The following is an 11865-nucleotide window of genomic DNA, read 5'->3' as shown; positions in this document are numbered from 1 at the left end:
TGAAGTCCCCGCCTACAGTCACGCCGTCGCTGCGCGACGGCCGTCGGGAACGGCAGGCACTGGTGCGACTGGAGCGTCGCGCAGCGACTGCAGGATCGTAGGCGGGGCTTTCAAGCCCCGACAAGGCCACACGACCCGCCCATCATGCAATCGCCCTGGACCTGCGAGGCGTTTTGGTGACGCAGGGTGACCGAACCGGGTACGATGCACTCACTCAGAGAGTATGAAGTGCCTGACGAGGCCCACATTCGCTGGCTCGTCGGCACTGCGTGAAGCGATGGGCGCTCGTGCGGCGCGCGTCTCCGCGCCGGTCTGCGTGTTTCCGCGCTTGACGGATCGCAAAGAAACCTTAATAATCGTCGGTGACGGATACGCTGTGTCGTGGCGCTGACGGGGAGGACATCGTGCTAGGAAAGCTCGGTGGCGGCGGTGACTTGATTCCCGCTGCGCTGCGCTGGCTGCGGAGACGCAGCGAGCCGGCCGCGCCCACAGTTGAACTACAGTCGGCACCGCAGCCGACCATCACGCAGGACACGGCACCGGCCGTCGATGCATCGACGCTGACCGTGGAGCCGACGCCGCCGGCCCCGCTCCCCACGGCGGACGATGTTGGCGAGCTACGGGCGCTGGTCGAGATGCACCGGAACGACCCGAAGCTGCGCTGGCAGCTCGGCCTGTCGCTGGTCGCCGCGCGCAAGCTGAATCTTGCGCTGGCGCACCTGGAAGTGGCCGCGAGCCAGGATCCCGACCTCGACCAGGGCGAGTTGGCCGACGTCCGCGAGGCCCAGCGCGCCGAGCGGCAGGTCCGCCGCTACCCACGCGATCCCGAGCTGCGGCTGGTGCTGGGGCGGCTCTATCTCGCGCTCGATCAGGGGGATGCCGCCCTGGCAGAGCTTGAGGAGGCGGCCCGTCTCGACCCGAAGCTCGCCCCCGCGCACACCCTCCTCGGCTTCGAGTACGCCTACCGTGGCCGGATCGCCCGCGCCCGCGAGCACTGGGGGCGCGCCCGCGACCTCGATCCGGCCGACGAGATGAGCAAGACCGGCCTTGAAGCGATCCAGGACGGACGCGACCCGCTCCGGGCGATCTGGCAGGCCGCGTCGTCCTGACCTGATGCGCCGGGGCTGCAGTCGGCCGGTGAGCGCGTCAAACAACTGAAGGGGCCGCGCGGACAGGTTGTCCGCGCGGCCCCTGCTGCGTCTCCGATCCGCGGTCAGGCTGGAGCGAGCGCCACCTCGCGGATCGACTGTGCCATCCGCGACAGGATCTCATCCAGGATCTTCGGGGACGTGCCGAAGTTCAGCCGCACCTTCCCGACCCCGGCCGCGCCGAAGTTCGCGCCCTCCATCAGGCCGACCTTCGCGTGCTCCAGGAAGTACTCGAACGGCGAGCCGCCCAGGTTCATCGCCGTGCAGTCCAGCCAGCCCAGGTAGGTCGCCTCCGGCTGGCGGTACTTGATGCCCGGCATCTCCTTCGCCAGGAACTCGGTCACCCGGTTGCGGTTCGCCTCGAGCACCTTCATGACTTCCTTCAGCCACGGCTGCCCGTGCCGCCACGCGGCCACCGTCGCATCGATGCCGATGACGTTCGGCGCGCCCAGCAGGCGACCCGGCATCGTCTTGTGGAAGCGCTCCTTCAGCTCCAGCGAGCCAAAGTACATCAGGGCGCAACGCAGGCCCGGGATGTTGAACCCCTTCGTGGCCGAGGTCAGCGTGATCGTGCGCGCGGCAGCCTCCGGGCTGATCGCCGCGAACGGGATGTGCTGGTGGCCGGAGTAGACCAGATCGGAGTGGATCTCGTCCGAGACGACGATCAGGTCGTGCTCGACGGCGACCTCGGCCATGACCGACAGTTCTTCACGAGTGAAGCAGCGGCCGGTCGGGTTGTGCGGGTTCGGCACCATCAGCAGCCGCGTGTTCTTGTCGATGACCTTGCGGAGGCCGTCGGCGTCGAGAGCCAGCTTCGTCCCGTCGTCTGCCAGCCGATTCTCGACCATCCGCCGGCCGGTCGTGGCGATGGTGTCCAGGAACGGCGGGTAGATCGGCGTCTGCACCACGATGCCGTCGCCCGGCTCGCTGAAGGCGTAGACCGGCGAGTACATGCCCTGAATCAGGTCGGTGACGGGCAAGACGCCGTCCGGGTTGAGCGCATGGCCGCCCCAGTCAAAGCTGGCTGACGCATAGTCGACAAACGCCTGCGCCAGACCATCTTTGCCCTCACGGATGCCGTACCCGTTGCCGTAGCCGTAGTCGCGCTTGCTGACGACGGCTTCAATGGCAGCCTGCACCTCGTCGGGCACGGCGAAGTCCATGTCGGCGACCCAGGCAGGCAGCACATCGGACGGGAACCGATTCCACTTGACGCCGCGCCGGGCCCGCATCTCTTCGATTGTCAGCTCGAAGTTCGCCACCATCAGCTTCTGCTCCTGTGATCGTCGGTCGGCGGGCGTGCGGGCCGAGCGCTGAGGGCTGGCGGTGCGCTCATCGCCGCGCGGGGCCGTGCCGTCCGACATGTGCCCCGATGGTAGCCGTTCTGAGGCGCGGCGCGCCCCCCACGTGGGTCGTGGGTCGTGGGTCGTGGGTCGTGGGTCGTGGGTCGTGGGTCGTGGGTCGTGGGTCGTGGGAGCGTACACTCCGCGTAACGGCCGGGGGATCCCCACCATCTTGCCCGCGAGGTTGTCGATGTCTGCTTCTCCCTGCACCATCCGCATTGGCCGCCCCGACGATGTGCCCACGATCTTCAGCCTGATCCAGGGGCTGGCCGAGTACGAGCAGCTCAGTCATGAGGTCGTCGGCTCGGAGGACCTCCTCCGGGAGCACCTCTTCGGAGCGCGGCCCTTCTGCGAAGTCCTGCTGGCCGAGGCCGCTGGACAGGCTGTCGGGTTCGCCCTCTTCTTCCACAACTACTCGACGTTCCTGACCCGTCCCGGCATCTACCTGGAAGACCTGTTCGTGCTGCCAGACCAGCGCGGACGCGGCTACGGCAAGGCCCTGCTGACCGCGCTCGGGCGGCTGGCCGTCGAGCGCGGCTGTGGGCGGCTCGAATGGTCGGTGCTGGACTGGAACGAGCCGTCCATCCAGTTCTACAGGTCGCTCGGGTCCGTCCCGAAGGACGAATGGACGATTCACCGCGTCAGCGGCGACGCCCTCGTGCGGCTCGGCGAGATGGGGCCGCCGATCTCGTCCCTATAATCTCTGCACACTGAGCCGGGGCTGGCTTCGTCGCCGGCTGCATCGTGGCTCACGAAACCTGAGCGCATCGTCTGCGCCGCTTCGCCACCCATCGCGGGGGACGGCGCTGACAGGGAAGGAACCATGCCTGCATTGCGGTCCCGCACCGTCACGCACGGACGGAACATGGCCGGCGCACGCGCCCTGCTGCGCGCCGCTGGCGTCGCGCGCGAGGACTTCGGGAAACCGATTGTCGCCATCGCCAACAGCTTCACCGAGTTCGTGCCCGGCCACACCCACCTGCAACCAGTCGGGCGGATCGTCTCAGAGGCCGTCAAGGCCGCTGGCGGTATCCCCCGCGAGTTCAACTCGATCGCCGTGGACGACGGCATCGCGATGGGCCACGGCGGCATGCTCTACTCGCTGCCGTCGCGCGACCTGATCGCCGATTCGGTCGAGTACATGGTGAACGCGCACTGCGCCGACGCCCTGGTCTGCATCTCGAACTGCGACAAGATCACGCCGGGTATGCTCAACGCGGCGCTGCGCCTGAACATCCCGACCGTGTTCGTGTCCGGCGGCCCGATGGAGGGCGGCACGGCGGTCCTGGTGGACGGCACCGTCCGCAAGAGCCTGAACCTGATCACGGCGATGTCGGACTCGGCCTCCCCGACCGTCTCGGACGAGGATCTGCTTCGCATCGAGGAAGCGTCCTGTCCCACCTGCGGCTCGTGCTCGGGCATGTTCACGGCCAACTCGATGAACTGCCTCGTCGAGGCCATCGGGCTCGCGCTGCCGGGGAACGGCACCGTTCTGGCGACCCATACCGCCCGGCGCAGGCTCTACGAAGAGGCGGGCCGGACGGTCATGGACGTCACGCGGCGCTACTACGAGGGAAACGACGCCTCGGTCCTGCCGCGCAGCATCGCCAGCCGCAAGGCGTTCGAGAACGCCATGGCGCTCGACATCGCGATGGGCGGCTCGACCAACACGATCCTGCACCTGCTGGCCGCCGCTCAGGAAGCCGAGCTGGACTTCACGCTGGCAGACATCGACAAGATCTCGCGCGGGGTGCCGTGCCTCAGCAAGCTGGCGCCGAGCGGCGACTACCTGGTGGAGGATGTCCACCGGGCCGGCGGCATCCCCGCCATCATGGGCGAGCTGCGGCGCGCGGGCATGCTCCACCAGGATGTCCACACGCTGTTCGCACCGTCGCTGGCGGCCTGGCTGGACGCCTGGGACATCCGTGGCGGCAGGGCGACGGCCGAGGCGGTCGAGCTGTTCCACGCCGCCCCCGGCTGCGTCCGCTCGGCCAGCGCCTTCTCGCAGTCCGAGCGCTGGGACACGCTCGATCTCGACGCGGCGAACGGCTGCGTCCGCGACGTGGCGCACGCCTATTCGCAGGACGGCGGCCTCGCCGTGCTCAAGGGGAACCTCTCAGCAGACAGCTGCGTCGTCAAGACCGCCGGCGTCGACGCCTCGATCCTGACGTTCTCCGGCCCGGCCGTCGTGGTCGAGTCGCAGGAGGACGCCGTCGACGCGATCCTGGACGACCGCATCAAGCCCGGCGACGTCCTGGTCGTCCGCTACGAGGGGCCGAGCGGTGGCCCCGGCATGCAGGAGATGCTCTACCCGACGGCGTTCCTGAAGGGGAAGGGTCTCGGGAAGGTCTGCGCGCTGGTCACGGATGGCCGCTTCTCGGGCGGCAGCTCGGGCCTGTCCATCGGGCACGTGTCGCCCGAGGCGGCTGCCGGCGGCACCATCGGGCTGGTCGAGAACGGCGACACCATCGTGATCGACATCCCGAACCGCTCGATTCGCCTGGACGTGCCCGATGCCGAGCTGGAAGCGCGGCGGGCGCGGTTGCTCGCCAACGGCGGATTCCAGCCGCATGGACGCGATCGGCAGGTCTCGACGGCGCTGAAGGCGTACGCCGCGATGGCGACCTCGGCGGACAAGGGCGCGGTCCGCGACATCCGCAAGCTGGCGGCGGTGAAGCCCGGCGCTCCAGTCGGCGTGTAGCATGGCGACGGCTCTCATCCCAGGGTGAGGGCCATCACTCCGGCGGGTCTATACTCGGAGGCATCCTGCGCCCGTCCCGTCACGGGCGCCCTCCGAGAGTTGCACCATGGCAACCACTGCCGAGATCGCTGCCCTCAAGCAGCGCGCCTGCGATGCCGTCGACCGCTGGGCCGGCGAGTTGATCGAAACCGCGGACTGGATCCACGCCCACCCGGAGCTGGGTCACCAGGAGTTCGAGTCCTCAAAGCGACTGGCCGAGATCCTCGCCACCAACGGCGCTGAGGTCGAGATGGGCACGGCCGGCATGGCGACGGCGTTCAAGGCCGTCCTGGCCGGCAGCACGCCGGGGCCGACTATCGCCGTGCTGGCCGAGTATGACGCGCTGCCGAGTCTCGGACACGGCTGCGGCCACAACCTGATCGCCACGTCGGCGCTGGGCGCCGGGCTGGCGCTGACCGACGTGCTGGCCGATCTGCCGGGCTCCGTCTGGGTGCTCGGGACGCCGGCCGAAGAGAGCGCCGCTCCGAACGCCGGCGGCAAGGTTCACATGGTGCAGGCCGGCACCTTCGACGATGTGGACGCCTCGATCATGTTCCACCCCGCCAGCGAGACGACGATGACTGACGAACGGTCGCTGGCGGCGCGCGGCTTCGAGTTCTACTTCCACGGCAAGGCGGCGCACGCGGCCGGCGCGCCTGAGGAGGGCATCAACGCCCTCGACGGCGTCGTGGCGATGTACAACGCCGTCAGCATGCTTCGGCAGCAGCTCAAGTCCGACGTGCGGATCCACGGCATCATCCTGTCGGGCGGCGCGGCGGCGAACATCATCCCCGACTACGCCGCGATCCGCTACCGCACGCGCTCCGACGATGCTGACTACCTTGAGGAAGTGGTGCAGAAGGTCGTGGCGTGCGCCGAGGGCGCGGCCAGGGCTACGGGCTGCCGCCTGGAGTGGACGGAGTACATGCCGCCCTACGAGAACACGGTGCCAAATCGGACGCTGATGCGGCTGATGAAAAGCAACCTCGAAGCGGTGGGCGTGGAGGTCGCCACGACCCGTAAGCGCACCTCGCGGGGGTCCACCGACTTCGGCAACGTCACGCGGAAGGTGCCGGGCGTCGAGGCTCGCATCGCCATCACCGAGGATTGGGATGTTCCCGGCCACTCGACCCAGTTCGAGCAGGCCGCCGGGACGGAGCGCGGCCGGCAGGCGATGCTGGCAGCGGCGAAGGCCCTGGCCATGACCGCCATCGACCTCCTGGGCGACCAGAAGGCACTGGTTGAGGCCAAGCGGACGTTCGTCGAGGATCTGGGCCGGCCGCCCGCGAAGCCGTAGCGTGAGGTTGGGTCGGCGGAGGACGGGGGGAGTCCTCCACCGACTGCCACCCGACCACTCAGGCGCGAGCATCCTGGGGAGAAGGACTCGCGCAGGTCAGGTGGGTACGCTTGCGGCACAACGGATCAGGAGGGAGACCCGACACCTGCCAAGCGTCCAGAGTGGCCAGGGTTCCGCGCCAACCGATACCTGGTAGTCCGAGATCCGGGCCGCGCCTACGACCAGGGTATCATGGCGTCCATGGTTTGTCAAAGAAGTGCAATATTCTTTGTAGATGCCAGGACGCTGCCGGTCCTCAGAAGCCAGGCGGCATTCGCAGGTACAGACGGTCGATCTGTTCGTAGGCGTGGGCCGCTTGCAGCACCACTCGATCCGCGAAGGGCCGTCCCGAGAGCATCAACCCGAGCGGCAGACCGTGGGCGGTGAATCCGCTCGGCACGGAGATCGAAGGCTGCCCCGTGACGTTGAACAGGCGCGTGAACGACGGCCGGCTGTAGTAAACCCCCGTCGGATCGTCGAACAGCTCGGCCGGCGCCGGCGAGGTCGGCGTCGCGATCAGGTCCACGCCGCGCATCACCTCGGCCATCGCACGGCAGAAACGCCCGCGCCCGCGCGTCGCGTGGAGGTAGTCGGCGGCGGACATTGTCGCACCGCGCAGGACGCGGCTCGCGAACGGCCAGCCGTAGCGGTCCGGGTTCTCGCGCAGCCCCCGCTCGTGGATCGTATACGCCTCGGACACCAGGATGCCGTTGCCGATCGCCTCGACCAGGTCGACGAGCGGCAGCTCGATGGGGACGACGGTCATCCCCAGCCCTTCGAGCGCGGTGATGGCGGTTCGGAAGGTCGGCAGCACCTCGACGCCGAGGTCAGCTCGGCTTTCGAGATAGCTCCACGGCACGCCGACGCGCAGGCCACGCGGCAGGTCAGCCAGGCCCGCGCGGTAGTCGGGCACGGCGACGTCAACGCTGCCGTCGTCTTGCGGATCGAAGCCGGCGATGGCTTGCAGCAGCATGGCGGCGTCCTCGACGGTCCGGGCCATCGGCCCGACGTGGTCGAGCGACCACGAGAGCGGCATGACGCCGCGACGGCTGCACAGCCCGTAGGTCGGCTTGAGGCCCACGATATTGCACCACGACGCCGGTCCACGGATCGAGCCGCCCGTGTCCGACCCGAGCGACCCGGCGCAGAGGCGCGCCGCCAGGGCTGACGCCGAGCCGCTGCTGGAGCCACTCGGCATCCGGTCGAGATCCCACGGATTTCGCGCCGGTGGAAACGGCCCGTCAAGGTCGGGCGCGCCGGTGGCAAGCTCGTGCATCACCAGCTTGCCGAGGAAGATTGCCCCGGCCTCAGCCAGCTTGCCGACGACCGCGCCATCGGCCCGCGGTACGTAGTCGAGGTACGCCCGTGAGTTGCCGGTTGTGGGGATGCCGGCCGTCTCGTAGAGATCTTTCAGGGCAATCGGGACACCCTGAAGCGGGCCATGGACCTCCCCCCGTCCGAACGCTGCCTCGGCTGCCAGAGCGTCGGCGCGGGCGCGTTCAGCCGTCACCAGGACGTACGCATGGAGCGCGGCGTTGTGCTCCTCGATACGGGTCAGATAGGCGTCCGTCACCTCGACGGGCGAGAGTTCGCGCGCGGCGAACCCGGCCGCCAGCTCCGCGATGGTCAGCTCGGTGAGCGCCGGCTGCCGAACGCTCACGGCGTCATCCGCGGCGTCTGTCCCCGATCCCGCGCGTCGAAGGTGTGCAGCGGCTCATCCTCGGGCGTCAACGCCTGCCGGAGTCGCTCGAAGCTCGCACGGTCCGCCCGATACGCTGAGACCAGCTCCGCAATCTGCGCGGCCGGCAGCCGCACGCCGGCTCTCGCCATCAGCGCCGCCACCTGTGCCGTATCATGCGTCTCATCTGGCCGTTCCGCCGCCACCCCGTCCGCCATGTCGCCTTCTCCTGCCCACAGTGACCGCGATCGTGCAGTCGCAGTGTAGCCTGAACGGACCGTACGCTTCCGTCGAATCGTTCCTTCGTTCTGTACACTGAAGACCGCCGCCTGCCGTCCATCGCGTGCAGGCATGCGCGGTCGAGCGCAGCAGCCTGCGGGGTGTACGCTCGCATCTGAAGCGCTCGCGGGAGGCACCACGACACCGTGCGGATACTCTTGACGAACGACGACGGCATCACATCGGATGGACTCTGGGCGGCGGCGCGCGGCCTTGCGCGCCTCGGCCACCTGACCGTCATCGGGACAGTCGACGACTGGTCCGGCGGCAGCGCCTCGATTCGCCTATCCTACGGCGCGCGGCTGGCCCGCTTCCACGATGTTCCGGCGGACCTCGGCTCGAACGTCGAAGCGTACTCGCTGGAGGCCGCGCCCGGTGGGGCCATCCTGGCCGGCTTGATGACGGGCCTCTTCGAGCCGTTCGACCTGGTGGCGTCCGGAGCGAACTACGGCATCAACGTCGGCGCCGATCTCGTCCACTCGGGCACGCTGGGGGCGGCGGTCACGGGGTATCAGCGCGGGCTGACCGCCTTCGCCATCTCGGCAGATCGCGGTCTGCCGCGCGGTGAGCCGCAGCGCTGGGAGGTCATCGCCGACGTGTCTGAGCGGGTCGGGCGCTGGCTGCACGAGCGCGACGGCGGCCCGATCCTCATCAACGTGAACGTACCGAACCGGCCGTTCGCCGAGCTGCGCGGGGCGCGCATCGTCAAGCCCGTAACCTGGGGCAACCTGGACCGGGCCCGCCTCGACGCCGTAGCGGAGGGCGACGAGGCGTGGCGCATCACCGCGTCCATCGTCCGCGAGGTGCCGTATCCCGACGATCCGGAGACGGACTCTGGCGCCGTGATGGCTGGCTACGTCTCGCTCAGCCACGTTGCCCCGACCGGTTGGGCGCCCAGCACGCGGCCGGACGACCTCCACGCGCTGGTCTCGCTGCTGACCCCGGGTGCGCCCGGCGGGTCTACAATCTAGCTCGCGGTGTTCTCAGGGGGGACCATGATCGTCATCATGCAGCAGCAGGCCGGCGCTGGCCCCACCGATACGGTCGTGCAGCGAATCGAGGCCGCCGGATTCGGCGCGCACGTCTTCCACGGCGCCGAGCGCGATGTCATCGCCGTCCAGGGCGAGGCCGACACGGGAGCGCTGCAGGACGCCGTCCTGGCAGTGCCCGGCGTCGAGCGGGTCGAGGCCACCACACGCCCGTTCAAGCTGGCGAGCCGCGCCGTCCTGCCGGGCGGCACGACGTTTCAAATCGGCGATGTACTGGTGGGTAGAGGCCTGGTGACGGTCGTGGGCACGGCCCACCCGATGCCGGCCGGCAGCCTGATCGCATTGGCGCGCGAGGCGAAGGCGGCCGGGGCGGATGTCTTCTGGGTTGGGCGCGGATCGAGCGGCGAACTGCGCCACGATCTGATCGGCGCACTGGCCGAGATCTCGTCCGGGGTCGGCATCCCGACCGTCGTGGACGTCTGGGAGACCGCCGAGATCGACCGTCTGAGCCGGAATGCACAGGCGCTGCATGTCCCGTCGGCCCAGATGCAGGATGTGCCGTTGATCCGTGCCGCCGGCCAGGGCGACCGTCCGGTGCTGATCGCGCGGGGGCCGGCCTCGACCATCGAAGAGTGGCTGCTGGCGGCCGAGCGGGTGCTCCAGGCCGGCAATCGCAAGGTGGCGCTGGTCGAGCAGGGCGTGCGGACCTTTGAGACGACCGTCAACGCGATGCTGGATCTGAACGCCGTCGCGGTGGCGCGCCGGCTGAGCCATCTGCCGGTGTTCGCGAATCCGAGCCTCGCGGCAGGACACGCCGAGATCGTGGCGGACCTTGCCCTCGCGGCGGCGGCCACCGGCGCGGAGGGCGTCATGCTCGATGCGGACGCGCCGCCAGCGGGTGCGCCAGCCGCTCACCGGCAGGCGATGGTCATCGGCGAGGTCCGGGCGCTGCTGCCGCGCCTGAAACAGACGAACGCGGTGCTCGTTGGCTGACGCCAGTCTGATGCGGATACGACGATGGCTGCTGTCGCTGCTGACGGCCTGCCTGCTCGTGGTCGGCGTGGGGCTGGGGACGGCCCGCGCCGCCGACACGGCGAGCCTCGACGAGCCCGGCACCTATCTCGTGGAGGTGGGGACCGGCCGCACCGTCCTGATCGGGCACAGCGCGCTGGTGGTGTGGTCGCCCGACAGCCAGGTGGCTGCCGTCGCAGACGTGGACAACGACTCGCCGATGCCACGCCTGAGGCTGGTGAGCCTGCCAGACAACACCATCCGCGAGGTCACGCTGTCCGAGCCGGGCGAGATCAATCTGCTGCGCTGGTCGCCGGATGGCACGCGCGTCGCGTTGACCTTCGCCCGCAACGGTCCGGACCCCGGTCCCTCGCTGCTGGTGGCGGACCGAGCGTCGGCGACGGTACGTCAACTGGTGCGCGGCAGCATCGGCGAACTGGCCTGGACGCCGGACAGCACCGGCATCACGGCGATCACGCTGGACGAGGCCGGCGGCTCGATTGTGACGTTCGACGCCGTGAGCGGCGAGGTCCGCGAGACCGTCACCGACGCGAAAGACGCCAGTTGCCAACGCGGTCTGGCCTGGTCGCCGGACGGCGCATTCCTGGCATTCGGCGGGCCAGGACTGCACGAGGGCTGCGGCGACGTGGGCAACTGGGGCGTCTGGAGCTGGCACCCGGCAACTCGCACACTCCGTCAGGTGTTCCACGGCGCCGCCGACGCGCCGCAATGGCTGGGCAACGGCGACATCGTGGCGGTGGTCAGCGAGCCGCAGTCCGAGTCGATTCCGCCGTTGTCGATCGTGCGGCTGTCACCGGAGAGCGGCGCGCCGAGCGCGATCGTCCGCAACGTGCCGCGCATGTTCCCGCAGCCGCCACGTCTGCTCCAGATCGTGGGCGACAACCTGCTCTTCCCGATCTCGACCTGCGAGCAGGGCGAAGCGTACGTCTGGGCGGCAGGAGGCCGCGAAGCAGGTCGGCGCACGCCGGCCGGCGTCTACGCCTACCGCCCGACGCTTGCGCCTGACGGAAGTACGCTGGCCTACGTTCGGCTCGGAGAGCACAACGAGCTCGTGGTGGCCGTGGTCGGCGCTGCGCCACACGTCATGGTTAGCAGCACCGTGGGGCTCCAGGTCGGTACGGCCGGGCCATGGGATGCGGGCGGTGACTGGTCGCCGGACGGGAAGTGGCTGGCCATCGAGGTGACCAGCGAGCAGTTCCGAGACTGCGTCGAGCAGGCCGCCGTCGAGCGGGCGGCCGCCGAGCAGGAGCTGGAGCAGCCGGACGGCACAGCCACCCCCACGCCCTGACGCGTCGCCAGCCCCTTGCGGGCCTGATCTCC

Annotated in this window: 10 protein-coding genes; 7 read left to right on the top strand and 3 right to left on the bottom strand. The window is 69.4% G+C overall.

What is annotated here, in order from left to right:
* Window positions 1-404: 404 nt before the first annotated feature.
* Complete coding sequence (locus IT306_03950; GenBank protein MCC7367549.1) at window positions 405-1109, top strand: tetratricopeptide repeat protein; 705 nt, start codon at window positions 405-407, stop codon at window positions 1107-1109.
* A 104-nt stretch (window positions 1110-1213) separates the two neighbouring features.
* Here the strand turns inward: IT306_03950 and IT306_03945 are convergent, their stop codons facing one another.
* Window positions 1214-2512 (bottom strand): pyridoxal phosphate-dependent aminotransferase, encoded by a 1299-nt coding sequence (locus IT306_03945; GenBank protein MCC7367548.1) that lies wholly within the window; start codon window positions 2510-2512, stop codon window positions 1214-1216.
* 169 nt (window positions 2513-2681) lie between these two features.
* On the opposite strand from IT306_03945, the gene IT306_03940 reads away from it, so the two are divergent.
* The 3 genes from IT306_03940 to IT306_03930 all read left to right on the top strand — a co-directional run bounded on the left by IT306_03940 (window position 2682) and on the right by IT306_03930 (window position 6528).
* Entirely contained in the window at window positions 2682-3191 is a 510-nt protein-coding gene (locus IT306_03940; GenBank protein MCC7367547.1) for a GNAT family N-acetyltransferase, read from the top strand.
* Window positions 3192-3314: 123 nt separating this feature from the next.
* Window positions 3315-5192 (top strand): dihydroxy-acid dehydratase, encoded by a 1878-nt coding sequence (gene ilvD / locus IT306_03935; protein MCC7367546.1) that lies wholly within the window; start codon window positions 3315-3317, stop codon window positions 5190-5192.
* 106 nt (window positions 5193-5298) lie between these two features.
* Window positions 5299-6528 carry a M20 family metallopeptidase gene (locus IT306_03930; protein ID MCC7367545.1) on the top strand — a complete coding sequence of 410 codons (1230 nt, stop codon included), beginning with the start codon at window positions 5299-5301 and terminating at the stop codon, window positions 6526-6528.
* Window positions 6529-6823: 295 nt separating this feature from the next.
* On the opposite strand, the gene IT306_03925 is transcribed toward IT306_03930, so the two are convergent.
* Together IT306_03925 and IT306_03920 are read right to left on the bottom strand one after the other, a co-directional pair.
* A complete protein-coding gene (locus IT306_03925; protein MCC7367544.1) occupies window positions 6824-8227 on the bottom strand; it encodes an amidase in 1404 nt (467 codons plus the stop codon).
* The gene (locus IT306_03920) at window positions 8224-8463 is read right to left on the bottom strand and encodes a hypothetical protein (GenBank protein ID MCC7367543.1); all 240 of its coding nucleotides are present in this window, start codon (window positions 8461-8463) and stop codon (window positions 8224-8226) included. Before IT306_03920 ends, IT306_03925 begins: the two co-directional genes overlap by 4 nt.
* 207 nt (window positions 8464-8670) lie before the next feature.
* On the opposite strand from IT306_03920, the gene IT306_03915 reads away from it, so the two are divergent.
* The 3 genes from IT306_03915 to IT306_03905 are packed head-to-tail and all read left to right on the top strand — an operon-like array spanning window position 8671 to window position 11833.
* Window positions 8671-9495, top strand: a complete 825-nt coding sequence (locus IT306_03915) for a hypothetical protein (GenBank protein MCC7367542.1) — start codon at window positions 8671-8673, stop codon at window positions 9493-9495.
* A 24-nt stretch (window positions 9496-9519) separates the two neighbouring features.
* Entirely contained in the window at window positions 9520-10506 is a 987-nt protein-coding gene (locus IT306_03910) for an N-acetylneuraminate synthase family protein (GenBank protein MCC7367541.1), read from the top strand.
* A gap of 10 nt (window positions 10507-10516) precedes the next feature.
* Window positions 10517-11833 (top strand): PD40 domain-containing protein, encoded by a 1317-nt coding sequence (locus IT306_03905; protein MCC7367540.1) that lies wholly within the window; start codon window positions 10517-10519, stop codon window positions 11831-11833.
* The last annotated feature ends 32 nt before the right edge of the window (window positions 11834-11865 follow it).

It is taken from the genome of Chloroflexota bacterium (assembly GCA_020850535.1).
Classification (GTDB): Bacteria; Chloroflexota; UBA6077; order UBA6077; family JACCZL01; genus JADZEM01.
The sequence above is the reverse complement of the archived record's forward strand: the minus strand, read 5'-3'. Positions and strand labels throughout refer to the sequence as shown.

Bases quoted from the DNA above. Each gene is read 5' to 3' on its own strand.
- IT306_03945 (MCC7367548.1), bottom strand. From the start codon at position 2,512: ATGTCGGACGGCACGGCCCCGCGCGGCGATGAGCGCACCGCCAGCCCT.
- IT306_03940 (MCC7367547.1), top strand. From the start codon at position 2,682: ATGTCTGCTTCTCCCTGCACCATCCGCATTGGCCGCCCCGACGATGTG.
- ilvD (MCC7367546.1), top strand. From the start codon at position 3,315: ATGCCTGCATTGCGGTCCCGCACCGTCACGCACGGACGGAACATGGCC.
- IT306_03930 (MCC7367545.1), top strand. From the start codon at position 5,299: ATGGCAACCACTGCCGAGATCGCTGCCCTCAAGCAGCGCGCCTGCGAT.
- IT306_03920 (MCC7367543.1), bottom strand. From the start codon at position 8,463: ATGGCGGACGGGGTGGCGGCGGAACGGCCAGATGAGACGCATGATACG.
- IT306_03910 (MCC7367541.1), top strand. From the start codon at position 9,520: ATGATCGTCATCATGCAGCAGCAGGCCGGCGCTGGCCCCACCGATACG.
- IT306_03905 (MCC7367540.1), top strand. From the start codon at position 10,517: ATGCGGATACGACGATGGCTGCTGTCGCTGCTGACGGCCTGCCTGCTC.